The organism is Mesorhizobium sp. M1423 (assembly GCF_040317575.1).
Taxonomy (GTDB): Bacteria; Pseudomonadota; Alphaproteobacteria; order Rhizobiales; family Rhizobiaceae; genus Mesorhizobium.
The window spans coordinates 141835-165336 of sequence record NZ_JAMYKU010000006.1 but is presented as its reverse complement, the minus strand read 5'-3'; the positions used below and the strand labels follow the sequence as shown (position 1 = coordinate 165336).

General features: G+C 63.4%; 20 protein-coding genes. 12 read left to right on the top strand and 8 right to left on the bottom strand.

Annotated features, from left to right (window positions below; genetic code table 11):
- The first annotated feature begins 70 nt into the window (after nucleotides 1-70).
- Genes lpxD through lpxB form a run of 5 tightly spaced genes read left to right on the top strand, consistent with a single transcriptional unit; the run spans nucleotide 71 to nucleotide 4498 of the window.
- Nucleotides 71-1129, top strand: a complete 1059-nt coding sequence (gene lpxD, locus NKG95_RS10325; protein ID WP_352482670.1) for a UDP-3-O-(3-hydroxymyristoyl)glucosamine N-acyltransferase — start codon at nucleotides 71-73, stop codon at nucleotides 1127-1129.
- Nucleotides 1122-1586: a 3-hydroxyacyl-ACP dehydratase FabZ gene (gene fabZ / locus NKG95_RS10320; RefSeq protein ID WP_023717722.1), complete on the top strand. Its 465-nt coding sequence runs from the start codon at nucleotides 1122-1124 to the stop codon at nucleotides 1584-1586. Before lpxD ends, fabZ begins: the two co-directional genes overlap by 8 nt.
- A gap of 13 nt (nucleotides 1587-1599) precedes the next feature.
- Complete coding sequence (lpxA, locus tag NKG95_RS10315) at nucleotides 1600-2433, top strand: acyl-ACP--UDP-N-acetylglucosamine O-acyltransferase (protein ID WP_023717721.1); 834 nt, start codon at nucleotides 1600-1602, stop codon at nucleotides 2431-2433.
- Between the two features lie 6 nt (nucleotides 2434-2439).
- Nucleotides 2440-3342: an LpxI family protein gene (locus tag NKG95_RS10310; RefSeq protein ID WP_023717720.1), complete on the top strand. Its 903-nt coding sequence runs from the start codon at nucleotides 2440-2442 to the stop codon at nucleotides 3340-3342.
- On the top strand, nucleotides 3332-4498 hold the full coding sequence (gene lpxB / locus NKG95_RS10305; RefSeq protein WP_023717719.1) for a lipid-A-disaccharide synthase: 1167 nt from the start codon (nucleotides 3332-3334) through the stop codon (nucleotides 4496-4498). Before NKG95_RS10310 ends, lpxB begins: the two co-directional genes overlap by 11 nt.
- 81 nt (nucleotides 4499-4579) lie before the next feature.
- On the opposite strand, the gene gltA is transcribed toward lpxB, so the two are convergent.
- Nucleotides 4580-5908: a citrate synthase gene (gene gltA / locus NKG95_RS10300; RefSeq protein WP_023717718.1), complete on the bottom strand. Its 1329-nt coding sequence runs from the start codon at nucleotides 5906-5908 to the stop codon at nucleotides 4580-4582.
- Nucleotides 5909-6087: 179 nt separating this feature from the next.
- Complete coding sequence (gene gltX, locus NKG95_RS10295) at nucleotides 6088-7509, bottom strand: glutamate--tRNA ligase (protein WP_352844075.1); 1422 nt, start codon at nucleotides 7507-7509, stop codon at nucleotides 6088-6090.
- Between the two features lie 95 nt (nucleotides 7510-7604).
- Between gltX and NKG95_RS10290 the strand changes: the two genes are divergently transcribed.
- Complete coding sequence (locus NKG95_RS10290; protein ID WP_353040577.1) at nucleotides 7605-10070, top strand: ComEC/Rec2 family competence protein; 2466 nt, start codon at nucleotides 7605-7607, stop codon at nucleotides 10068-10070.
- Here NKG95_RS10290 and lexA read toward each other — a convergent pair.
- Nucleotides 10064-10795 carry a transcriptional repressor LexA gene (lexA, locus tag NKG95_RS10285; RefSeq protein WP_084642503.1) on the bottom strand — a complete coding sequence of 244 codons (732 nt, stop codon included), beginning with the start codon at nucleotides 10793-10795 and terminating at the stop codon, nucleotides 10064-10066. The genes NKG95_RS10290 and lexA overlap by 7 nt on opposite strands.
- 471 nt (nucleotides 10796-11266) lie before the next feature.
- Here lexA and kynU point away from each other — a divergent pair, with 471 nt between their 5' ends.
- Nucleotides 11267-12514, top strand: a complete 1248-nt coding sequence (gene kynU / locus NKG95_RS10280; protein WP_353040576.1) for a kynureninase — start codon at nucleotides 11267-11269, stop codon at nucleotides 12512-12514.
- Nucleotides 12515-12609: 95 nt separating this feature from the next.
- On the top strand, nucleotides 12610-13440 hold the full coding sequence (locus tag NKG95_RS10275; protein ID WP_352482663.1) for a hormone-sensitive lipase: 831 nt from the start codon (nucleotides 12610-12612) through the stop codon (nucleotides 13438-13440).
- Nucleotides 13441-13447: 7 nt separating this feature from the next.
- Here the strand turns inward: NKG95_RS10275 and NKG95_RS10270 are convergent, their stop codons facing one another.
- The 5 genes from NKG95_RS10270 to NKG95_RS10250 are packed head-to-tail and all read right to left on the bottom strand — an operon-like array spanning nucleotide 13448 to nucleotide 18878.
- A complete protein-coding gene (locus NKG95_RS10270; protein ID WP_353040575.1) occupies nucleotides 13448-14653 on the bottom strand; it encodes a molybdopterin molybdotransferase MoeA in 1206 nt (401 codons plus the stop codon).
- Nucleotides 14653-15159: a cyclic pyranopterin monophosphate synthase MoaC gene (gene moaC, locus NKG95_RS10265; protein WP_023717712.1), complete on the bottom strand. Its 507-nt coding sequence runs from the start codon at nucleotides 15157-15159 to the stop codon at nucleotides 14653-14655. The genes NKG95_RS10270 and moaC overlap by 1 nt, the downstream gene beginning before the upstream one ends.
- A gap of 2 nt (nucleotides 15160-15161) precedes the next feature.
- Complete coding sequence (trpC, locus tag NKG95_RS10260; RefSeq protein ID WP_352482658.1) at nucleotides 15162-15974, bottom strand: indole-3-glycerol phosphate synthase TrpC; 813 nt, start codon at nucleotides 15972-15974, stop codon at nucleotides 15162-15164.
- Nucleotides 15975-15978: 4 nt separating this feature from the next.
- Complete coding sequence (trpD, locus tag NKG95_RS10255; RefSeq protein WP_352482657.1) at nucleotides 15979-16989, bottom strand: anthranilate phosphoribosyltransferase; 1011 nt, start codon at nucleotides 16987-16989, stop codon at nucleotides 15979-15981.
- Nucleotides 16986-18878, bottom strand: a complete 1893-nt coding sequence (locus NKG95_RS10250) for a SurA N-terminal domain-containing protein (RefSeq protein WP_353040574.1) — start codon at nucleotides 18876-18878, stop codon at nucleotides 16986-16988. Before NKG95_RS10250 ends, trpD begins: the two co-directional genes overlap by 4 nt.
- 142 nt (nucleotides 18879-19020) lie before the next feature.
- Between NKG95_RS10250 and tpiA the strand changes: the two genes are divergently transcribed.
- From tpiA to pyrG, 4 genes are all read left to right on the top strand, one after another.
- Nucleotides 19021-19788 (top strand): triose-phosphate isomerase, encoded by a 768-nt coding sequence (gene tpiA, locus NKG95_RS10245; protein WP_023717708.1) that lies wholly within the window; start codon nucleotides 19021-19023, stop codon nucleotides 19786-19788.
- Nucleotides 19789-19951: 163 nt separating this feature from the next.
- Complete coding sequence (secG, locus tag NKG95_RS10240) at nucleotides 19952-20398, top strand: preprotein translocase subunit SecG (protein ID WP_353040573.1); 447 nt, start codon at nucleotides 19952-19954, stop codon at nucleotides 20396-20398.
- Nucleotides 20399-20597: 199 nt separating this feature from the next.
- Nucleotides 20598-21719 (top strand): L,D-transpeptidase, encoded by a 1122-nt coding sequence (locus NKG95_RS10235; protein ID WP_353040572.1) that lies wholly within the window; start codon nucleotides 20598-20600, stop codon nucleotides 21717-21719.
- Between the two features lie 147 nt (nucleotides 21720-21866).
- On the top strand, nucleotides 21867-23495 hold the full coding sequence (gene pyrG, locus NKG95_RS10230) for a CTP synthase (protein ID WP_352448839.1): 1629 nt from the start codon (nucleotides 21867-21869) through the stop codon (nucleotides 23493-23495).
- Nucleotides 23496-23502: the final 7 nt, after the last annotated feature.

Sequence of the window (23502 nt, the reverse complement as noted above, 5' to 3'; positions counted from 1 at the left end):
GCGCATGATCCTTTCCGAGGATCGACTTCCGATTTCCGGGGTCATGCGCTAGCTGGATATTGCTTCTGGAATGACCGATCCGGTGTTCTTCGCGCCCTCACGCCGGTATACGGCCGGCGAAGTCGCGAATCTGACCGGCTCGACGCTTGTCGATTCCGGTCTCTCCGATGTATCGATCGAGGCTCTGGCGCCCGCCAACGAAGGCGGCGAGAACGCGCTTGTCTTCGTCGATGGGAGGCGCAATTTCGCGCTGATGCAGTCACTGCGGGCGGCAGCGGTTCTCTGCCCCGCCGAATTTGCCGGCAAGGCGCCGGCGGGCATTGCGGTGCTGGTGCATCCGCGCCCGCAGCAGGCTTTCGCAATGGTCGGGCGCCTGCTTTTCCCGGCGGCTGCAACGCCTGGACCGATGACCGGCGAAACCGGTATCTCGCCGCACGCCCATGTCGATCCGACCGCCCATGTCGAGGCCGGTGCGATCATCGAAGCAGGCGCGGTCATCGGACCGCGCGCTGCCATCGGCAGCGGAACCGTCATTGCCCCGCATGCGGTTATCGGTCCTTCCTCTCAGATCGGCCGCGACGGCTATGTCGGTCCAGGTGCAAGCGTGCAATATGCGTTGATCGGCAATCGCGTCATCATCCATGGCGGTGCCAGGATCGGCCAGGATGGCTTCGGTTTCGTTGCCGGCGCCAAGGGTCCGGAGCGGGTTCCGCAGATCGGCCGCGTCATCATTCAGGACGACGTCGAGATCGGCTCGAATACGACCGTCGATCGCGGCGCCATGTCCGACACGATCATCGGCCAGGGCACCAAGATCGACAATCTGGTGCAGATCGCCCACAACGTTCGCATCGGCCGCAATTGCATTATAGCCGGGCTTTCGGGTATTTCCGGTTCCGTGACGGTAGGCGACAACGTCACCATGGGTGGCGGCGTCGGCCTTGCGGATCATTTGACCATCGGGTCCGGGGCCAAGCTTGCCGCAAGAAGCGGGTTTATGAGCAATGTGCCTGCAGGTGAGATTTGGGGAGGATATCCGGCGCAGCCGATGGCGGAAGCCATGCGCGAGATAGCGGCCTTGCGCAGACTTGCACGGACGCGCAAACAGGGTGAGGGGGGAAATGGCTGAGATCGCAGCGGCGACGCTCGAAGCGGTTGACATAATGCGGCTGATGAAGCTCCTGCCGCACCGCTATCCGTTCTTGATGATCGACCGCATTGTCGACATAGATGGCGACGAATCCGCCATCGGCATCAAGAACGTCACCATAAACGAGCCGCATTTCCAAGGTCATTTCCCCGACCAGCCGGTCATGCCCGGCGTGCTCATCATCGAGGCGATGGCGCAGACGGCCGGCGCCATCTGCATCCGCAGCCTCGGTACGGAAAAGCCGTCGTTGGTTTATTTCCTGACCATCGACAACGCCAAGTTCCGCAAGCCGGTCGTTCCAGGCGACCAATTGAAAATTCATGTGAAGAAAATCAAGAAACGCGGCAATCTTCTCAAATTCGCCTGCGAGGCCCTCGTCGATGGCACCAAGGCGGCGGAAGCCGAGATCTCGGCAATGATGGTCGCAAGCGGCTGACAAACGAATGCTAATGAAAATCCAGACAGTCATCCATCCATCGTCGGTCATCGAGGCAGGCGCCCAAATCGGCGAAGGCGCCCGCATCGGACCCTTCTGCTACGTCGGCCCCGACGCCGTGATCGGCGACCGTGTCGAACTGGTCAGCCATGTGTCGGTGATGGGCGCGACCACCATCGGTGCATCGACCAAGGTCTATCCGATGGCGATACTGGGCGGGCCGCCGCAGAACACCAAGCACAAGGGCGGCCGTACCACGCTGGTGATCGGCGAGAACTGCGCGATCCGCGAAGGCGTCACCATGCATCTCGGCACCGATTCCAGCCGCGGCGAAACGACGATCGGCGACAACGGCAATTTCCTCGCCTATGCCCACATTGCACATGACTGCGTGGTCGGCAGGAACGCCACCTTCGCCAATCAAGCGACGTTAGGCGGGCATTGCGAAGTCGGTGACAATGTCTACATCGGCGGCCTTACCGCGGTTCATCAGTTTGTCCGCATCGGCGATAACGCCTTTCTCGGCGGTTGCTCGGCGATCGTCGGCGACGTCATTCCCTACGCCATCGCCGTTGGCAACCGTGCCAGCCTTCGCGGCCTCAACATCATTGGCCTGAAGCGCGCCGGCCTGCCGCGTTCCGAGATCCACTTGCTGCGCAAAGCCTACAACACGATCTTCGATCGCTCTCGGACCGTCGGCGAAAACATCGAGTTCGCCAAGGCGGAATTCGCCTCGTCGCCGACGGCCATGAAGATCGTCGATTTCATCGCTGGCCGCGGCAAGCGGCACTATGCCGTGCCGTCGCTCAAAGGTGGCGACGGCGACGATACCGATGATGAAGACTGAGGGCAGATGACGAAGATTGAGGCTGCCGGAAAGGGCCTTGATCTCGCGCCAGATGCCAAGGTCGGCATCATCGCCGGCGGCGGCAGTCTCCCGGTCGAAATTGCCCGAGCGCTCGCCCGGCAAGGCAAACCTCCCTTCGTCGTCATGGCGGCGGGCGAGGTCGACCGCATAGTCGATTTCGAGCCCTATGAGCAGGCAAGCTTGAGGCTGGAGGACGTCGGCTCGCTGCTGCCGATGCTCAAGCGGCATCACGTTACGCATCTGGTGACCGCGGGACATATTACGCGCCGCCCCAGGCTGAGCGCCATGCGCCTCAATTTGGGCCTGCTCGCCTGGCTACCCAGCCTTCTCGTCGGTGTAACCCGGGGGGACGATACGGTGCTGAAACTGTTCGTGCGCAGGATCGAGCGCAGCGGCATCAAGGTTGTCGGCGCTCACGAGATCGTGCCGGAACTGGTCGCCGCCGAAGGCCCGCTGACCAAGATGGCGCCACGCAAATCCGACTGGCGCGACATCGAGGCGGCGCACGCTGCAGCAAAAGCTATCGGCGCGCTGGATATTGGCCAGGCGGCTGTTGCGGTTGGTGGCCGCGCCATCGCGCTGGAAGGCGTCGAGGGCACAGACGGGCTGCTCGAGCGGACAAAACAATTACGCGGGCACGGCAGGCTGGCTGGCAGGAGCCGTGGTGTTTTGGTCAAATGCGCCAAGCCCGGTCAGGAACTGCGTGCCGATCTGCCCTCCATTGGCCCGCTGACCGTCGAGGCGGCGCATGCCGCCGGACTGGCCGGCATTGCCGTCGAAGCCGGCCGCTCGCTGGTGCTCGAAGGTCCTGCCACCATCGGGCGTGCCAACGCACTCGGCCTGTTCGTGATCGGCCTGCCTGCTGCGGAGCCGGCGCATGGCGAATGAGCAGCCGTTGAAGATAGCCGTCGTCGCCGGCGAGGAGTCCGGCGACCTGCTTGGCGCCGACCTTGTGCAGGCGTTAAAGCGCATGACCGGGCGCGAAGTTCGGCTCGTAGGCATCGGCGGCCGCCATTTGCAGGCGCTCGGTTTGGCGCCATTGTTCGACGGCAGCGAGATCGCGCTGATGGGGCTTAGCGCTATCCTGCGCGACCTGCCGCGCCTGATGCGGCGGATCGGCCAGACGGCAAACGCGATTGTCGATGAAAAGCCCGACTGCCTTATCACCATCGACAGTCCGGATTTCTCGCTGCGCGTCGCCAAGAAGGTGCGCGCCGCCGATCCGACGATCCCGATCGTCCACTATGTCTGCCCGAGCGTATGGGCTTGGCGGCCGGGCAGGGCGGCGGCAATGAAGCCATATGTCGATCACATTCTTTGTATCCTGCCGTTCGAGGTGAAGGAACTCGCTCGCCTGGGCGGGCCGCCCGGCACCTATGTCGGGCATCGCCTTGCACACGATCCGGGCATAGTCAGTGCCGCCAGGGCGCAGGCGCAGCCGCGTGACCTCTCCGCCGACCGTGTGAAAACGTTGCTTGTATTGCCCGGTTCGCGTCGCGGCGAGGTGCGGCGCCTGGTCGGGCCGTTCGGCGAAACGGTATCGATCCTGCGGGCGCGCGGGCACCGCTTGCGCTTGCTGTTGCCGACGGTGCCGCACGTCGCCGACCTGGTCAGGACCTCGGTCGCGAGCTGGAACGAGAAGCCGGAGATCATCCTTGATGCCGAACGCAAATGGCAGACCTTCGGCAAGGCCGATGCGGCGCTGATCGCGTCGGGGACGGTATCGCTGGAACTGGCACTGGCGGGCGTGCCGATGATCTCCTGCTACCGGCTCGATCCGGTCATGCGCATGGCGCAGGGACTGATCAAAGTTTGGAGCGCAGCCTTGCCCAATCTCATCGCCGACCGGCCGGTCGTGCCGGAACACTACAACCAATATGTGCGTCCGCATTATCTGGCGCGCCAGCTGGAGGCGCTATTCTCCGATACCGCCTACCGCGCCTGGCAGAAGGACGGTTTTGCCGACATCGCCGGGCGTATGGCAACCGACAAGCCGTCAGGCGAGATGGCGGCGGGGGTGGTGATGGGTATGGTGAGGAAGTGAGCGAGTAGTGAGTAGCGAATAGGAAATGGTGCTGGCCGTAACAGCCAAGCTGCTTCAGCTACTACTCGCTACTCGCTACCTTCACCGCTTCGCGATCGGCACGTAATCCCGTTCCGGCGCACCGGTATAAAGCTGGCGCGGACGGCCGATCTTCTGGTGCGGGTCCTCGATCATCTCCTTCCACTGCGCAATCCAGCCGACGGTGCGGGCAACCGCGAACAGCACGGTGAACATGGTAGTGGGGAAGCCCAGCGCCTTCAGCGTGATGCCGGAATAGAAATCGACGTTGGGGTAGAGCTTCTTCTCGATGAAATAGGAATCGGTCAGCGCGATCTTTTCCAGCTCCATGGCGATGTCGAGCAGCGGATCGTCCTTGATGCCGAGCTCGCCCAGGACTTCGTGCGCGGTCTTCTGCATGATCTTGGCGCGCGGATCGTAGTTCTTATAAACGCGGTGGCCAAAGCCCATCAATCGGAACGGATCGTTCTTATCCTTGGCGCGCGCAATGAATTCCGGGATGTGATCGACATGGCCGATCTCGCCCAACATGTTCAGGGCTGCCTCGTTGGCTCCGCCATGTGCAGGACCCCACAGGCAGGCGATGCCTGCAGCGATACAGGCAAAGGGATTGGCGCCCGACGAGCCGGCGAGGCGGACGGTCGAGGTCGAGGCGTTCTGCTCGTGGTCGGCGTGCAGGATGAAGATGCGCTCCATGGCGCGCGCCAGCACCGGATTGATCTTGTATTCCTCGCAAGGCACGGCGAAGCACATATGCAGGAAGTTGGCTGCGAAATTCAGTTCGTTCTTCGGATAAATGAACGGCTGGCCGATGTGGTATTTATACGCCATCGCCGCGATCGTCGGCATCTTGGCGATCAGCCGCATAGAGGCGACCATGCGTTGATAAGGGTCCGAGATATCGGTGGAATCGTGATAGAAGGCCGACAGCGCGCCGACCACGCCGCACATCACCGCCATCGGATGCGCATCGCGGCGGAAGCCGGTGAAGAAGCGCGACATCTGCTCATGCACCATGGTGTGGCGCGTCACCCGGTAGTCGAAATCGTCCTTCTGCGCCTTGGTCGGTAGTTCTCCGTAGAGCAAGAGATAGCAGACTTCGAGGAAGTCGCCGTGCTCGGCCAGCTGGTCGATCGGGTAGCCGCGGTGCAAGAGAATACCGGCATCGCCATCGATGAAGGTGATTTCCGATTCGCAGCTCGCCGTCGACGTAAAACCGGGATCGTAGGTAAATACGCCGGTGGTGCTGTAGAGCGAACCGATGTCGATGACATCAGGTCCTACCGAACCACTTCGTATCTTGAATTCATGGGTTTTGCCGTCGAGTTCCAGTTTTGCCGTCGACGCCTGGGTTTTGCCGCCAAATTCCATCTTTGTCGCAGGTTCGGTCATAGCAAACTCCTTTTTGTTTCCTCAGGCCGGCAACGGCAAAATATCTGAACCCAACACGTCAAAAGCGTCGGAATACGCACATTTGCGCCCGCAACTGAATCTGCGCGCCAGATTAGGCCAAGACCCAATGTTGCACTGCGAAACACACCTTTCAATGCCAATCTTCTTGGGCCAGTTTCCTAATCGATTTGATCAGCGATCCGCGCCAGGCTTTCCTCGCGGCCAAGCACGGCCAGCACATCGAAGACGCCGGGCGAGGTGCTTTTGCCGGTGAGCGCGGCGCGCAATGGTTGGGCCACGGCGCCGAGTTTATGGCCGCCGGCCTGCGCATAGTCGCGGATCGCGGCTTCCGCCGAGGCGGCAGACCATTCCGAAACCGTGGCCAGCGCCGCATGAGCGCCCTGCAGGATCGCGCGCGCGTCACCGCTGAGCAGCGCCGCCGCCTTCTCGTCGACCGGCAGCGGCCGCTCGACGAACAGGAATGCAGCCCCTTCAACAAGTTCGACCAGCGTCTTGGCGCGCTCCTTCAGGCCCGGCAAAGCGGCAAGCAATTGGGCCTTGCGTCTGTCGTCGAGGCTAGCTGCGATCGCCGGACCGCCTTCGAGATAGGGCAGAGTGGCGATGAAGATATCGAGCAGCGTCGCGTCGTTCATGCGGCGCATGTGCACGCCGTTCAGCGCCTCGAGCTTGGCGAAGTCGAAACGGGCGGCGCCTTTGTTGACGTCGCCAATGTCGAACCACGCGATCATGTTGGCGATCGACATGATCTCATCGTCGCCGTGGCTCCAGCCAAGCCTCGCCAGATAATTGAGCAGCGCCTCCGGCAGGTAGCCCATGGCGCGATAGGCCTCGACGCCGAGCGCACCGTGACGTTTCGACAGCTTGGCGCCGTCGGCACCGTGGATCAGCGGGATATGCGACATCGACGGCACCTCCCACCCCATGGCATGGTAGATCACCGTCTGGCGGGCGGCGTTGGTCAAATGGTCGTCGCCGCGGATGATGTGGGTGACGCCCATGTCGTGATCGTCGACGACGACGGCATGCATGTAGGTCGGGTTGCCGTCCGAGCGCAGAATAATGAAATCGTCGAGATCCTTGTTGGGAAAGCGCACGTCGCCCTGGACGCGGTCATGCACAACCGTCTCGCCGTCTGTCGGCGCCTTGATGCGGATCGCCCCCTTGGCGCCGGCCGGCGCCTCCGAGGGGTCGCGATCGCGCCAGCGGCCGTCATAGCGGGGAGGCAGCCCCTTGGCCCGTGCGCTCTCGCGCATTGCCTCCAACTCGGCAGGCGTCGCGTAACAATAATAGGCCTTGCCCATGCGAACGAGTTCCTCGGCCACCTCGCGATGGCGCGGCGCACGCTCGAACTGCGACACCGGCTCACCGTCCCATGTCAGGCCAAGCCAGGAAAGCCCGTCGAGGATGGCCGCGGTTGCCGCATCGGTGGAACGCTCGCGGTCGGTGTCCTCGATGCGCAGCAGCATCGTGCCGGCTGTGTGCTTGGCATACAGCCAGTTGAACAGCGCCGTGCGCGCCCCGCCAATATGCAGATAGCCTGTGGGCGAGGGGGCAAAACGGGTGACGACCTTGTCGGGCATGGAACTCTCAGGCAGGCGAAGGAAGTGGGTTGCGGACTTTCGCGCGTTGCGCGTTCATGTAGCATAGGAGGTCGAGGGCGCAAGGGGCAGACCCGATGGCTGTGCGAGGCCGTGGTGCGGGCGAGGGCGAGGACGTTGGCAGCGGCGTCAGCGAACGCTTGCTGTTTGCCGCGCCCGTGCCTGTCCTGCCGGCACCGGCATTGCTGCCGGCTCCACGCTTTGATGCCCCGTCGCTGCCGGCGAGCGACCCAGCAACGGTTCCCGTGCCCGCGGCCGAGCCCATCGTGCGCCTACGCCGGCGTTTCCGCCTCCCGTCACCGTCCCGTATCCGCAACGGCGTAACCTCGGCAGCCGGCCTGGAGCTCGACCGTGGGGTCGCCTTCCTGCTGGTGCCGGTGTTCCTCGCATGCGGGGTGGTCGTATATTTTGCGCTGGCGGTGGAGCCGGCCTTTCCACAGCCGATCGCAATCGTCGCCTTGGCAGCCCTCTGTGCCGTCGCCTCGCGGTCGTGGCCCAGAACCCGCCTGTGCTTCATGGCGGCGTTGCTCTGCGCGCTTGGCGTGCTTGCCGCCAAGGTCGAGACCTGGCGTGTCGGAACGCATATGCTCGGTTCCGAAATCTCAACGCGCCTCACGGGTCGCGTCGTATCGTTCGAGCCCATGGCGAGCGGCCGCATCAGGCTGACGATCGATGTGATCTCAACCGCCAGGCCGACACTGCGCTACATGCCGGAACGGGTCCGCGTTTCGGCGATGAAAATACCGGCTGAGCTGACCGCCGGTTCCGAGATCGCCGGCTATGTGCGGCTGCTGCCGCCGACCGGGCCGGTGCGGCCCGACAGCTATGATTTCTCCTTCGACAGCTATTTCGCCGGTATCGGCGGCAGCGGCTTTTTTCTCGGCAATCCGAAAGTCGTGTCGTCGGGCAGCATGCCGCTTGCCGCGCGGCTTTCTTCCTCGATCGAAGACGCGCGCGAATCCATCGCCGACCATATCCGCAGCCGCATCGGCGGCGCCGAGGGCGAGATTGCTGCTGCGCTGATCGTCGGCGTGCGCGCCGGCATTCCCGAGGAGATCAACGAAGCGATGCGGCGTACAGGCATCTATCACATCATCTCCATCTCGGGGCTGCATATGGCGTTGGTCGCCGGCACCATCATGGCGCTGCTACGCGGCACCTTTGCGTTGTTTCCCGATTTCTCATCGCGACGGCCGGTCAAGAAATATGCCGCGGCCGCCGCGCTTTTTTCGATTGCGGCCTACCTCGTCTTTTCCGGCATTGTGGTGGCGGCCGAACGCAGCTTCATCATGCTGGCGGTGATGCTTATCGCCGTGCTGTTCGACCGGGCCGCGCTCACCATGCGCAACCTGGCGATCTCGGCCATCGCGGTCATTCTGGTGTCGCCGCACGAGGTGGTCGGTCCGAGCTTCCAGATGTCCTTCGCCGCGACGGCGGCCCTTGTCGGCGCCTATGCAGGCTGGTCCGATTACCGCGCCGGCAGGGCCACCACGCCGCCGCCGCGGTTGTCGCCGCTACGCTTTGCCGCTCGAAAGGTCCTGCTGGGCATGGGCGGCCTGGCGATGACCTCGATCATTGCAGGGAGCGCCACGGCGCTTTTCGCCATATGGCATTTCCAGCGCGTGGCGCCGCTCAGCCTGTTCGCCAATCTGGCCATCATGCCTATCGTCTCACTGGTCGTCATGCCCTTCGCCGTCCTCAGTGCGCTGGCGATGCCGTTCGGCGCGGATGGGCCTTTCCTCTACGTGATGGGCAAGGGGCTGACGGCGATGATCGCCCTGTCCGGGTGGATCTCCGAGCGCTCGCCGATCGATGCGGTCGGGCTGATTTCGCTGAGATCTGTCCTTTTGGTGACGATCGCCCTCGTCATTGCCAGCATGGCGACGACCTGGTTGCGGCTCGTGGCCCTTCCTTTTGCGCTCGCCGGCTTGCTGACGACAACGCAGACGCGCGTACCCGATGTATTGATCTCGGAGGACGCACGGCTGGTCGCGCTGCCAATCGGCAGCGGTGAACTCGCGGTCAACCGGGCACGCCCGAATGAGTTCACCATCGACAACTGGAAACGCGCGCTCACATCAGAGGCTATCGTCGCGCCAGAAACACCTGGAAAGAACGATCCGCAATTCGACATTGCCGATCCGGCCGACCTACCGCCGGGCATGCCGTTCATTTGCACGGACGGTCTCTGCCTTGCCAGGCATCCATCCGGCGCGATCATCGCGCAAGCCAAGGACCGCGATACTGCACGGCCAGCCTGCGCCTTTGCCAGCTTGATCGTCATCGACGACGCCACCGCCCATAATCCCTGCTACTACGACCGGCTGGTCCTCGTCGTCACCAAACGGCAACTGGCGCGCGCGGGAAGTGCGGCCGTCTATTTCGATCCACAAGCGGCAACATGCGCCGAAATCCGCTTCGCCGTCGAAAAATCATACCGGCCCTGGCACGTGCAGCGGAAATTTTCACGCACGGCGCGGGGCATGCCGCCATACCGCAGAGCCGACAAGCCAAAAGCCGGCGCCAAGGGCGCAACTCAGTAGCGGCGGATCAACCCGACGAGCTTGCCTTGTACCTTGACCCTGTCTGGCCCGAAGATGCGCGTCTCGTAGGCCGGATTGGCCGCTTCCAGGGCGATCGAGGCGCCTTTGCGGCGGAACCGCTTCAGCGTCGCTTCCTCCTCGTCGACCAGTGCCACCACGATCTCACCAGGGCTCGCCGTATCGGCATTGCGGATGATCACCGTGTCGCCGTCGAAAATGCCAGCCTCGATCATCGAATCGCCTTTGACCTCAAGCGCATAATGCTCGCCGCCCATGATCATGTCCGGCGGCACCGAGATCGAATGCGTCTGGTGCTGGATGGCATCGATCGGCACACCAGCGGCGATGCGGCCCATCACCGGGATAGACACGGCGGCAACGACATCGTCGTCATTGCCGGCTGCAGGGACGCGCGACGATGTCGGCTTGCCCTGCCGAGGACCTTGCCCAAGACTGCCCTGGATGACACTCGGCGAGAACTTGCGTGCCGCATTGAGGCCGGGGGCGATCGAATCGGGCAGGCGCAGCACCTCCAGCGCACGGGCCCGGTTGGGCAAACGGCGAATGAAGCCGCGCTCCTCCAGCGCCGTAATCAGCCGGTGGATTCCCGATTTGGAAGCCAGGTCGAGCGCTTCCTTCATCTCGTCGAAGGAGGGCGGGATACCGCTTTCCTTCAGCCTTTCGTGGATGAACATAAGCAGTTCGTGTTGTTTGCGCGTCAGCATAGCGACCCCCAACAGAATCAGAAAAACAAACCCAGAACAAACACTATCTGTTCCAGTTGTGTTCCGCAACTGTTTAAAGTTTAATGAATGTGTTAGGGCTCGGGAAACGATACCACTCACCAAACCGGAACGCTGCATTTTCACCGCCGCGGGCCTCATCGCCTTGATTCTGCTTTCGTTTTCGGCCTCTGGGTTCCCAGAAGGCGGCACTGGTATCGGCCGTCAGCCGGCAAAGGGGCACGGAATTGAAGCCGTATCGACTGTGCGGTTGGCCAATGCACCGTGAACGAAACGAACTCAAAACGCCAACCTTGGGTTGGCTTGGCTCCTGGTTTCCACCGCGTGGTCAGGCAACTTGTCGCCGGTGGGGCCTTGCTGCGCGATACCAGGTAATGGAGAACCGCTCGTGACCGATGGATGCCGTCGATGCGTGTCCGGCGTAGCGGTGAATCTTGGGGGAGCAGACAAATCATGACAGGAATTCCCGATCTCGTGGCCACAAAGGCGTTGGATGCTGCAGATCCGCTGCGCGCGATGCGCGACCGCTTTGTGCTGCCGCAAGGAGTGATCTATCTCGACGGCAATTCGCTAGGGGCCGCTTCGCGTGCCGCTTTCGATGAATTGAGCAAGGCAGCGACCGAAGAATGGGCGCATGATCTCATCCGCGCCTGGAACACGGCCGGCTGGTTCAACATGCCACTCGAACTCGGCGACCAGCTCGGGCGCCTGATCGGTGCCGCGGCCGGCCAGACGGTGGTCTGCGACACGACATCGGTCAACATCTACAAGCTGCTGCACGCCGCCATGGCCATGCGGCCGGAGCGGCAGGTCATCGTCGCCGAGGGCGACAGTTTTCCGACAGACCTCTATATGGCTGACGGTGTGGTTTCGATGCGAAAAGATACGCTGCTTCGCCTCTCGGGGGTCGACGCGCCGAGCATCGAAGAGCTGATCGACGAAGGCACCGCCGTGGTGCTGGTCAACCACGTCAACTACAAGTCGGGCGAACTGCGCGACATGCCGGCGCTGACGCGCAGGGCCCAGGAGGCCGGGGCGATGATCGTCTGGGATCTCTGCCACACCGCCGGTGCGATGCCAGTCGAGCTCGACAAGGCAAACGCCGATTTTGCCGTTGGTTGCACCTACAAATATCTGAATGGCGGACCGGGCGCGCCTGCCTTCATCTATGCGGCTGAGCGGCATCTTGCCGACATCCAGCAGCCGCTCACCGGCTGGTGGGGCCATGCACGGCCCTTCGCCTTCGAGCCAGGCTATGCGGCCGGCACCGGCATCCGCCGGTTTCTGTGCGGCACCCAGCCGGTCCTGTCGATGCGCACGCTGAAGGGCGCGCTCGACATCTGGAACGATGTCGACATGACGGCGGTGCGCAAGAAGAGCATCGCGCTGGCCGATCTGTTCATCGAGCTTGTCGAGGCAAAGTGCGGCACTTACGGGCTAACGCTCGAAAGCACGCGCGACGGGGAAAAACGCGGCAGCCAGATTTCATTCATGCACGAGCATGGCTACCAGATCATGCATGCGCTGATCGAACGTGGCGTGATCGGCGATTTTCGCGCGCCATCGACCATGCGCTTCGGCTTCACCCCGCTCTATGTCGGCTATGCCGATGTCTGGCAGGCCGTCGAAGTGCTTGAGGACATCCTGCGCACCGGTGCGTGGAAGGATGCGCGCTTCGCCATCAAGGCGGCTGTCACTTGAGATTGATGCGAGAGCTGGAATCGTGAGGCTGGCGACGACGCGCCGCGCGATGCTCACGCTCGTTGCAGGGCCATATTGCCAGGGGAGGGCGCAGGGTGTTCGAACGTCACATTGCCGATTGGGACAACGCCTATGCCAACGGCGCCAACATAGCCGGCAGCGATCGCTGGCCGGCGGCCTGGGTCGAGCCCGCGCGGGTTTTTCGCGACGTGCTTTCGACCGAGGGCCGGGCGCGGCTCGACATGGCCTATGGCGATGGCCCACGCAACCGGCTCGATCTTTTCCTGCCGGCCACCAAGCCCAAGGGGCTCGTGGTGTTCGTCCATGGCGGCTACTGGATGGCATTCGACAAGAGTTTCTGGTCGCATCTTGCCGCTGGCGCTGTTGATCGCGGCTATGCCGTGGCGATGCCGTCCTACACGCTCTGTCCGCAGATGCGCATTGGCGGCATCGTCAAGGAAGTCGGCGCGGCGATCGGCAAGGCGGCGGGGATGGTCGCAGGGCCGCTGATGCTGACCGGACACTCGGCCGGTGGCCATCTTGTTAGCCGGATGGTTACGACGACGACGCCGCTGGCGCCCGAAATTGTCCGGCGCATTCGCCATGTCGTATCGATCTCGGGTGTGCACGATTTGCGCCCGATCATGCGCACCGGCATGAACGAGACGCTGGCGATCGATGAGGCCGAGGCGCAGGCCGAAAGCCCGGTGCTGCTGCGCCCGATGGACAAGGCCCGCCTGACCTGCTGGGCCGGCGGCGGCGAGCGCGCCGAATTCCTGCGCCAGAGCGCGTTGCTGGCCAACATCTGGATCGGCCTGGGTGCCGCGACCAGTTCGGTGGTCGAGCCTGACCGGCATCATTTCAACATCATCGACGGTTTGGCCGATCCAGACCATCCGCTGACCCGGACCTTGATCTCGGAGTGAGGCAGGTTCAGCGTAGCATCAGCACGTCGCAAGCGGCGCCCGCCGCCGCGGCGGGCGTGAACGGCGCACGGACGATCAGCCCGTTGGCATCGGCCAGCATTTTCAGCATCGAGGAATCCTGGATGCTGAACGGCGTCGCCACGAGCGTGCCGGCGTCAGCGCTGACAACAGCCCGCACATAATCCTGCCTGAGATCATTGGCCGGCATGGCAGCACCGAGCCGTGCCTGACGCATATCCTGCTGAAAGGCGCGGCCGCCGAGCCGCGCCAGCAGCGGCTTCAGGAAGAGCTGGGTGCAGACCAGGCTCGCCACCGGATTGCCGGGCAGGCCGATGCAGCGGATGTCGCCCAGCCGCCCGAACATCAGCGGCTTGCCGGGCCGCATGGCGATCTTCCAGAAATCGAGCGTCATGCCTTGCCCGGTCAGCACGTCATGGACGAAGTCGTGGTCACCGACCGAGGCGCCGCCCAGCGTGACGATGACGTTCGCGCCAGCCTTCACGGCCTTTTCCACCAGCGCAGCGATCGCCTCCCTGCGGTCCGGCGCGATGCCAAGGTCGAGCGCGCGCGCACCGACCGACTGTGCGGCGGCGGCGACGCCATAGGCGTTGGAGGAGATGATCTGGTCGGGGCCAAGCTCGCTGCCCGGCGGCAGCAATTCGTCGCCGGTGGCGATGATGGCGACCAGCGGCCGTTTGACCACGCCGACCTCGGGGTGGTTGGCCGATGCCGCCAGCGACAAGGCCGCAGGGTCGAGCAGGCGGCCTTTGTGCAGCAGGACGTCGCCTTTGGCGAAATCGAGCCCGAGGCGGCGGATGTTTCGCCCCTGCACGGTCGGCTCCGTCACTTCGACGACACCGCGGCCGAGATCGCGGACGTTCTCCTGGATGACGATGGTGTCGGCGCCTTCGGGAAGCGGCGCGCCGGTGAAGATACGGACGGCCTGCCCCTGCTGCACCGTCCCGGCAAAGCCGCTTCCGGCCGGCGCCATGCCGACCACCGAAAGCTTTGCTGGTAAGGACGCGATATCAGCCGCCCGCACGGCATAGCCGTCCATGGCGGAGGCGTTGAACGGCGGCTGGGTGCGGAGCGCCACAACCGGCTCCGCCAGCACGCGGTCGGCGGCATCCAGCAGCGCGACGCGTTCGCCCTGCAGTGCAGCTGCGCCGTCCAACAGGCGCTCGAGCGCCTCAGCAACTGGGACCAGCGCCATCAGCGGCCTGCCTCGGTGACCCCATCTTCGGTGATCTTGTAGTCGCCGGATTTGCCGCCGGTCTTTTCAACCAGCCTGATGCCGGAGATGACCATGGCGCGGTCGACCGCCTTGGCCATGTCGTAGATGGTCAGGCAAGCGACCGAGACGGCGCTCAGGGCCTCCATCTCAACGCCGGTTTTGCCGGTGACGCGGGTCAATGCTGTGACCTTCAGGCCGGGCAAAGCTGCGTCCGGCTCGATATCGACAGATATCCTGGTCAGCAGAAGTGGATGGCAGAGCGGGATCAGTTCATGCGTCTTCTTGGCCGCCATGATGCCGGCGATACGCGCGGTACCGAGCACGTCGCCCTTCTTGGCATCGCCGGCGAGGATCATGTCCAGCGTCTCGGGCCGCATCGACACGAAGCCCTCCGCGACTGCCGTGCGCACCGTCTCAGCCTTGTCGCCGACATCGACCATGTTGGCTTCGCCGCGCGCGCCAAGATGGGTGAGGGCGGCCGCCATCCTCAGATCGCCTCTGCCGGGGCCTTGCCCGTCAAAAGCAGGCGCGTTGCAGCGGCCACGTCCTGTTGACGCATCAGGCTCTCACCGACCAGAAAAGTGGCGATGCCGCTCCGCTCCAGCCGGCGGCAATCGTCATGCGAAAAGATACCGCTCTCGCTGACCAGAAGGCGGTCGGCGGGCACCATCGCGACCAGCCGTTCCGAGGTCTCGAGGCTGGTTTCGAAGGTCCGGAGATTGCGGTTGTTGATACCGATCAGCCGCGACGACAGCTGCAGCGCGCGTTCCATCTCAGCCTCGTCATGCACTTCGACCAGCGCGTCCATGCCGAGCCCGAAAGCTGTCGCTTCGAGTTCTCTTGCCAACGCGTCGTCGACGCTGGCCATGATGATCAGTATGGCATCGGCGCCCCATGCCCTGGCCTCGTAGACCTGGTAGGGATCGAACAGGAAATCCTTGCGCAAGGCAGGCAACTCGACGGCAGCGCGCGCATCGCTGAGGAACGCGGGCGCCCCCTGGAAAGAGGGTGCGTCGGTCAGCACCGAAAGACAGGCGGCACCGCCTTCCGCATAGGCCCTGGCCAGCGCCGGCGGATCGAAATCGGCGCGGATCAGGCCTTTGGATGGGCTAGCCTTCTTGATTTCGGCAATCAGCGCGAACCTGCCGGATTGGCGCTTTGCTTCAAGGGCGGAAAGAAAGCCGCGCGGCGCTTCGGCGTCCGTTGCCCGTGCCTTGATCTCGGCAAACGGCACTTGCGCCTTGGCCGCCGCGATCTCGTCGCGCTTGTAAGCCTCGATCTTGCGCAGGATGTCGGACATAGTTCTAACCGTTCGAAATCTCGACCAGCCTGTCGAGCACTTTCAGCGCGCGGCCGCTGTCGATGGCCTGCGCCGCCGTCACCATGCCGTCGGCAAGTGTCGTCGCCTTGCCGGCCACCACCAGCCCGGCGCCGGCATTCATCAGCACCGTGTCGCGAAAGGCGCCGGCGGCGCCGCCCAGCATGTCGCGCAGTGCCTGGGCATTGTGGGCGGCGTCGCCGCCGCGCAACTCGTCCTTGGTGTGACGCTTCAGCCCGACCGCTTCCGGGGTCAGCACAAAGCTGCGGATCTCGCCGCCGGCCAATTCGGCGACCTGCGTCTCGCCGGTGGTGGTGATCTCGTCATAACCGTCGCCATGGACGACCCAGGCATGGTCGGCACCAAGCTCCTTCAACGTTTCTGCCACCGGCATGATCCATTCGGGCAGGAACACGCCGACCATCTGCCGTCTGACACTGGCCGGATTGGAAAGCGGACCCAGCAGGTTGAAGATGGTGCGGGTGCCGAGCTCGACCCGGGTCGGGCCGACATGCTTCATCGCCGGGTGGTGCGCCGGCGCGAACATGAAGCCAACTCCGGCCTCGTGGATGCAGCGGCCGATCGTCTCCGGAGGGATGTCGATCTTGACGCCCAACGCGATCAGAACATCGGCGGCGCCGGTCAGCGAGGACAGTCCGCGATTGCCGTGCTTGGCGACGGGCACGCCGCTGCCGGCGATGACGAAGGCGGATGCGGTCGAAATATTGACGCTGTGCGAATTGTCGCCGCCGGTGCCGACAATGTCGATGGCGCCCTCGGGGGCTTCGACGCGCAGCATCTTGGCGCGCATGGTGGCGACGGCGCCGGCGATCTCGCTGACGGTCTCACCGCGCACCCGCAATGCCATCAGGAAGCCGCCGATCTGGCCGGGGGTGGCGTCACCGGACATGATGATGTCGAAGGCCTCGCGCGCCTCCTCGAAGGAAAGAGCGCTACCGGCGGCGACCTTGGCGATGTGGATCTTCAGCGCGCTCATCTGGCCAGGGCTTGGGTTACGGCCGTCTGATCGATGCGGACGTCATATTGCGTCTGCAACTGCGCCACCAACTGGTCGAGCAGGTCGTCGGACATACCGGAGGTGAAGGATTTCTGCGCGTCCTGGGGTACTGAGTTGGCGTCGGCCCCGGCGGGCTCGAATACCTCGGCAACCTTGAACAGGATCTGTCCGTCGCCCGTGGGCGAGGGGATTAGCCCGGTGCCGCCTTCGCCGACGCCGAACATCGCGGCGGCCCCTTCCTTGCCGAAATCGACGTCGTCAGCATCGCGCTTGACACCGCGCTTGGTCTGCTTTTCGAGCTTGAGCTCACCGGCGATCACCTCGAGCGTGGCGCCGGCCTTGAGACGCTTCTCGAGCTCTTGTGCCTTTGCGGTAAGCCGTTTGGTGGTCTCCGCCGCGGTCCAGTCGGCCACGACCTTCTGGCGGACTTCGTCCAGCGTGCGGTCGCGGGCCGGCGTGATCGCGCTCACGTCGTAGAAGACGAAGCCGTTATCGGCGGTGGTGAGGCCTTCATTGTCGGTTCCGGGTTCGGATTCGAACACCGCCTTGATGAGCGCCGGCGATTCCGGCAGGTCTTTGACGATGCTTTCATCCGGCCTTCGGCCGGTGCGGTCGATGGCGTCGATGGTAACGACCTTCAGCTTCAATTTGGCAGCTGCCTCAGCGAGCGAACTGCCGGAGGCGCGAGTATCCTCGTAATTGTCGTGCACGTCCAGCAAGATGCGACTTGCCTCGCCCAGTGCCAGATCCTTGCGGATCTGCTCGGACACTTCGGCCAGCGGCTTCACCACTTCGGGCTTGATCTCGGTGACGCGCAGCAGAACGGGGCCAAAGGCGCCCTGTACGACCGGGCTGACTTCATTGGCGTTGAGCTTGAAGGCAGCATCGGCAACCGCCTTGTCAGCGATCTTGTCCTTGGCCAGCGTGCCGAGCAGGGTGTCGGCCGGCGTCTTGCCTTCGGCGGCGACGATCTTGTCGAAGGTCGCGCCGGTCCTGAGCGAATCGAGCGCCGCCTTGGCAGCATCAGGCGTCTTGAACACAAGCTGCTCGATGGTGCGCATCTCGGGCGTGGTGTAGCGCGCCTTGTTCTTGTTGTAGTCGTCGCTGACCTGTTGATCGGTCACTGCGCTCAAATCCATGATGTCTTCCGGTTCGAGGCTGACATAGGAGAACTTACGGTATTCCGGCGCGGCGTAGGTTTTCTTGTTCTCCCCGAAATAGGCCGAAAGCACGCTGTCGGACGGCGCTTCTATCGGTTCGACCAGCGATTTCGGCAAGGTCAGGTAGTCGATTGTGCGATCTTCGCCGCGATAGAGCGCGACCGCCTTGAAGAATGTATCCGGGGCTTTGAGGCCATCCGAAACCGCCTCGACGATCTGCTGGCGGACCGCCACCTGGGCGCGGTTTTTCAGATAGTCCTCCGGCCGCATGCCGATCTGCCGGAGCAGGTACTCGAACGTTCGCCTGTCGAAGGTTCCGCCAGGCCCTTTGAACGCCGGGTCTTCGCGGGTCAGTTCGGCCAGCCGGTCCTTGGACAGGCCGAGGCCGAGCTTGCGGGCCTGCTCGTCGAGGACGGCGCCCGAGACGAGTTGCGCCAGCACCTGGTTGTCGATGCCGAGCGCCGTCGCCTGCTCACGGCTGATGCGCTGGCCGAATTGCTGCGACATTACGCTGAGCTGGCGATCGTAGGCGAGGCGGTATTCGTTGATCGAGACCTTGGTGCCTCCGGCCGTAATCACGGCGTCATGGCCGGCAAGACCGCCCATCAGCCGCCCCGAGATGCCCCAGACGGCGAAGCTCAACACCAACAATGACAGCAGCAGTTTCGCGACCCAGGTCCCCGCCGCGCTTCTCAACATACCAAGCATGAGTACTTCCGATTTTTGCGCATTTCGCATGCGCCGAGTCTGAAACAAGCGCAATAGCGCCCTTCCTGCTCACTGTCGATTGCTTTGTGGCCTGATTTTGATAGTGAGAGCCAGCTGGAAATTGCCCGGAGAAACAAATCCCATGACGCCTGGAATCCGCCCGCTCGTCGCCGGCAACTGGAAAATGAACGGGACCAGCGCCTCGCTCAACGAGCTCAGGATGATCGGCAACGGCTTCATGAGCGGGCTCGACGCCGAGACCGAAGCGGTGGTCTGCGTGCCGGCGACCTTGCTTGCGCACGCCGCCGAGATTCTGTCGCGCACGCCGGTCCGGGCCGGTGGTGAGGATTGCCACACCGAGGAAAGCGGCGCCTATACCGGCTGTATTTCGGCGGAGATGCTGAAGGATGCAGGCGCCAGCCATGTCATCGTCGGCCATTCCGAATGCCGTGCTGATCGCAAGGAGAACGATGCCATAGTGCAGGCCAAGGCCTCCGCCGCATGGCGCGCCGGGCTGGTGGCTATCATCTGCATTGGTGAGACAAGAGCCGAACGCGAAGCAGGAGCCACGCTTGACGTGCTGTCGCGCCAGGTTGCGGGCTCGGTACCGCCAAACGCCACGGCGTCCAACAGCGTCATTGCCTATGAGCCGGTATGGGCGATCGGCACCGGCTTGACCCCGACCGCCGCCGACGTCGCCGAGGCGCATGCGCATATCCGTGAAGAACTGGCGCGGAAGCTTGGCAATACGGCGGCCAAGATGCGCATTCTCTACGGCGGCTCGGTCAAGCCGTCCAACGCCGTCGAGTTGCTCGGCGTCAGGAATGTCGACGGCGCGCTGGTCGGCGGCGCCAGCCTGAAGGCAGCGGACTTCCTCGGCATCGCGGAAGCCTATCGAAACATCGCTTGATACCGGGACTGCTTGCTGGATTTGAGCGGACGGCCGGCGCCGGAATCGTTGCAAAGGACGCATTGCTTCCCATATTCCGGCCACGGGCTTGGAAATGCCGTCAAAGCATTGTATTGAGCCGCCTCCAAATCAGCGGCCGCGCAAGGCCTTGCCAGGATAAATTATGGAAACCGTACTGATCGTCGTCCACCTCATGGTCGTGCTCGCGCTTGTCGGCGTGGTGCTGCTGCAGCGCTCCGAAGGCGGCGGTCTCGGCATCGGCGGCGGATCGGGCTTCATGACCGCGCGTGGCGCCGCCAATGCGCTGACGCGGGCGACAGCGATCCTGGCCGCGGCTTTCTTCGTCACTTCGCTGACACTGTCGATCGTTGCGCGCTATGGCGAGAAGCCGATCGACATTCTCGATCGCGTCCCGGCGACCTCGGGCGGGGCAGGCAAGGGCGTACTCAACCAATTGCCCGGCACCACGACGCCGCCTTCAGGCAACACGGCGCCGACCCCGCCGTCCGGCAATGGCGCGGCAACGACGCCTCCGGCAACAGCTCCGGCGACGCCGCCAGCGACAAACGGCGCCACCGCGCCGGCCACGCCGCAGGTCCCCAACCAGTAATCGGGCATCTGATGCCGCGATCTGTTGTCGTTTGAACACAGTCGCGGCAAATGCCACACGATCACGAAGATTCGACCGCGCCCTACGCTTGAGGCGCTTCCGGCTAATCGATTATACATTGCGCGCGGCATTTTCGGCGTCCTTGGGGGGCGCCGGGCGACGCCGTGGGCAACAAGCATTGAACGATCGGATCTTCCCCATGCAGCTTCGCAGCTTCATTTTTGCCGGCCTTTGTGCCGTGCTCAGCCTAGGTGCGCCCGCTTACGCGGCCATGCCGGCGGCAAATTCGGCTCATAAAGCCGCGACAACAACTGACGTCGTCAACGTCGCTGCCAAAAGCGATGCGGCGCAATTGAAGCTTCTCAAGAAGAAGAAAGATCCGACGCCGGACGACCTTGCGCAGATCCACAAGATCGAAACCAAGATCGCAGCCGACAAGGAAGCCGTTCGCGCCAAGGCACTCGAAGCCAGGAAGCTGGCGATGCGCGAGGCGGCGAAAGCCAAGGCCGATGCGGAACGGCAGGCATTCCTTGCCAAGAAGAGCCAGCCGGTCGCGGCGGTCAAGGTGGCTGATGCCAAGCCGGCCAAGAAGAAGACCGTCAACATCATCGAACCGATCGCACCCATTGCGCCGATCCAGTCGGCCGAGCCGATCCCGGCCGAGGCCATGAACGTTGCACTGACCGGCAACAATGGCGAGTTGCGCAGTGAACCGGTCGGGCAGAAGCCGCAGAGCGTCGGGCTGTTCGCGGGACTGTTCGGCGGCACATCCTCTTCGTCGATGTTGCTGCTTCCTGAGACGCGCGCGCTCGACGCCGCGCTCGAAAGGAAGCAGGCCAAGCGCCAGTTCAAGGTCAAGCCGGAATTCGTGCCGCAGGAGGTCGAATTCACCGGCTACAACCCCGGCACCATCGTCATCGACACCAGCGCTCGCCGTCTCTACCTCGTCGAATCATCGTCAACCGCCCGCCGTTATGCCATTGCGGTCGGTCGCGAAGGCCTGCAGTTCAAGGGGACGGTTGCCGTCGGCGACAAGCAGGAATGGCCGCGCTGGATTCCGACGCTGGATATGCAAAAGCGTGAACCCAAGCATTATGGGCAGTACAAGGACGGTATGCCCGGCGGCGGCGACAACCCGCTCGGTGCGCGCGCCATCTATCTTTACGACGGCAAGAAGGACACCCATCTGCGCATCCACGGCACCATTGCGCCGCAGTCGATCGGAACCAGCGCCTCCAATGGCTGCTTCCGCATGATCAACGAGCACGTCATGGACCTCTACCGCCGGGTGAAAGTAGGTACCAAGGTCGTCATCATCTGACGCCTTGACAGATCGTGCAAAAAGGGCCGGCCTCGCCGGCCCTTTTGTTTTGATACGCCAATGACCAGAGCGCCTTCTTGGGAAAAAGCCTTCGCGGCGGTTTTTTCTCTGGCGGAATCAATTCGGCCGCGTTAAGCGATGACTCCCATGGCGCGATATGTATTCATCACAGGCGGCGTGGTTTCCTCGCTTGGAAAAGGCATTGCTGCAGCGGCCCTTGGGGCTCTCTTGCAGGCGCGGGGCTATCGCGCACGCATCAAAAAGCTCGATCCCTATCTCAATGTCGATCCCGGCACGATGTCGCCCTACCAGCACGGCGAAGTCTTCGTGACCGACGACGGCGCCGAGACCGATCTCGATCTTGGCCATTATGAGCGCTTCACAGGCCGCTCGGCCAACCAGCAGGACAACATCACCACCGGCCGCATCTACAAGAACATCATCGAGCGTGAGCGGCGCGGCGACTATCTCGGCGCCACCGTGCAGGTCATTCCGCACGTCACCGACGAGATCAAGAACTTCGTCCTCAACGGCAATGACGACTACGATTTCGTTCTGTGCGAGATCGGTGGCACGGTCGGCGACATCGAGGCGATGCCGTTCCTGGAGGCGATCCGCCAGCTCGGTAACGACCTGCCGCGCAACAACGCCGTCTACGTCCACCTGACCTTGATGCCTTACATTCCGACGGCGGGCGAACTGAAGACCAAGCCGACACAGCATTCGGTCAAGGAGTTGCGCGGCATCGGCATTGCGCCTGATATCCTGCTGGTTCGCGCCGACCGGCCGATCCCCAAGGAAGAGCGCAGAAAACTGTCGCTGTTCTGCAATGTCCGCGAAAGCGCCGTCATCCAGGCGCTGGACGTGCCGCATATCTACGACGTGCCGATGGCCTATCACAATGAAGGGCTGGATTCGGAAGTGCTGGCCGCCTTCGGCATCGATCCGGCGCCGAAGCCGCGCATGGAACGGTGGCAAGCGGTGTCCAACCGCATCCACAATCCGGAAGGCGAAGTGACCATTGCCGTCGTCGGCAAATATACCGGCCTCAAGGATGCCTACAAATCGCTGATCGAGGCGCTGTCGCATGGCGGCCTCGCCAACCGGGTCAAGGTCAAGCTCGACTGGATCGAAAGCGAGATATTCGAGAAGGAAGACCCGGCGCCGTGGCTGGAAAAGGTCCATGGCATTCTCGTCCCTGGCGGTTTTGGCGAGCGCGGCTCGGAGGGCAAGATCCTGGCGGCGAAGTTCGCGCGCGAGCGCAAGGTGCCGTATTTCGGCATCTGCTTCGGCATGCAGATGGCCTGTATAGAGGCGGCGCGTTCGTTGGCCGGCGTCGAGCACGCGTCATCGACCGAGTTCGGTCCGACCGAGGAGCCGGTCGTCGGCTTGATGACCGAATGGCTGAAGGGCAACATGCTGGAAAAGCGCAGGGAAACCGGCGACCTCGGCGGCACCATGCGGCTCGGTGCCTACCAGGCCGACCTCGCCAAGGGATCGAAGATCGCCGAGATCTATGGCGATACGCAGATTTCCGAACGCCATCGCCACCGCTATGAGGTCAATGTCGACTACAAGGAGCGGCTCGAGGATTGCGGCCTGGTGTTTGCCGGCATGTCGCCGGATGGCGTGCTGCCGGAAACGGTCGAATATCCCGACCATCCCTGGTTCATCGGCGTGCAGTATCATCCCGAGTTGAAAAGCCGGCCGCTCGATCCGCACCCGCTGTTTGCCAGCTTCATCGAGGCGGCGGTAGAGCAGTCGCGGCTGGTCTAGACTAGCC

What these genes read in the sequence shown, in the direction of transcription:
- lpxD (WP_352482670.1), top strand. Translation starts at nt 71, where the DNA reads ATGACCGATCCGGTGTTCTTCGCGCCCTCACGCCGGTATACGGCCGGC.
- fabZ (WP_023717722.1), top strand. Translation starts at nt 1,122, where the DNA reads ATGGCTGAGATCGCAGCGGCGACGCTCGAAGCGGTTGACATAATGCGG.
- lpxA (WP_023717721.1), top strand. Translation starts at nt 1,600, where the DNA reads ATGAAAATCCAGACAGTCATCCATCCATCGTCGGTCATCGAGGCAGGC.
- NKG95_RS10310 (WP_023717720.1), top strand. Translation starts at nt 2,440, where the DNA reads ATGACGAAGATTGAGGCTGCCGGAAAGGGCCTTGATCTCGCGCCAGAT.
- lpxB (WP_023717719.1), top strand. Translation starts at nt 3,332, where the DNA reads ATGGCGAATGAGCAGCCGTTGAAGATAGCCGTCGTCGCCGGCGAGGAG.
- gltA (WP_023717718.1), bottom strand. Translation starts at nt 5,908, where the DNA reads ATGACCGAACCTGCGACAAAGATGGAATTTGGCGGCAAAACCCAGGCG.
- gltX (WP_352844075.1), bottom strand. Translation starts at nt 7,509, where the DNA reads ATGCCCGACAAGGTCGTCACCCGTTTTGCCCCCTCGCCCACAGGCTAT.
- NKG95_RS10290 (WP_353040577.1), top strand. Translation starts at nt 7,605, where the DNA reads ATGGCTGTGCGAGGCCGTGGTGCGGGCGAGGGCGAGGACGTTGGCAGC.
- lexA (WP_084642503.1), bottom strand. Translation starts at nt 10,795, where the DNA reads ATGCTGACGCGCAAACAACACGAACTGCTTATGTTCATCCACGAAAGG.
- kynU (WP_353040576.1), top strand. Translation starts at nt 11,267, where the DNA reads ATGACAGGAATTCCCGATCTCGTGGCCACAAAGGCGTTGGATGCTGCA.
- NKG95_RS10270 (WP_353040575.1), bottom strand. Translation starts at nt 14,653, where the DNA reads ATGGCGCTGGTCCCAGTTGCTGAGGCGCTCGAGCGCCTGTTGGACGGC.
- moaC (WP_023717712.1), bottom strand. Translation starts at nt 15,159, where the DNA reads ATGGCGGCCGCCCTCACCCATCTTGGCGCGCGCGGCGAAGCCAACATG.
- trpC (WP_352482658.1), bottom strand. Translation starts at nt 15,974, where the DNA reads ATGTCCGACATCCTGCGCAAGATCGAGGCTTACAAGCGCGACGAGATC.
- trpD (WP_352482657.1), bottom strand. Translation starts at nt 16,989, where the DNA reads ATGAGCGCGCTGAAGATCCACATCGCCAAGGTCGCCGCCGGTAGCGCT.
- NKG95_RS10250 (WP_353040574.1), bottom strand. Translation starts at nt 18,878, where the DNA reads ATGCTTGGTATGTTGAGAAGCGCGGCGGGGACCTGGGTCGCGAAACTG.
- tpiA (WP_023717708.1), top strand. Translation starts at nt 19,021, where the DNA reads ATGACGCCTGGAATCCGCCCGCTCGTCGCCGGCAACTGGAAAATGAAC.
- secG (WP_353040573.1), top strand. Translation starts at nt 19,952, where the DNA reads ATGGAAACCGTACTGATCGTCGTCCACCTCATGGTCGTGCTCGCGCTT.
- NKG95_RS10235 (WP_353040572.1), top strand. Translation starts at nt 20,598, where the DNA reads ATGCAGCTTCGCAGCTTCATTTTTGCCGGCCTTTGTGCCGTGCTCAGC.
- pyrG (WP_352448839.1), top strand. Translation starts at nt 21,867, where the DNA reads ATGGCGCGATATGTATTCATCACAGGCGGCGTGGTTTCCTCGCTTGGA.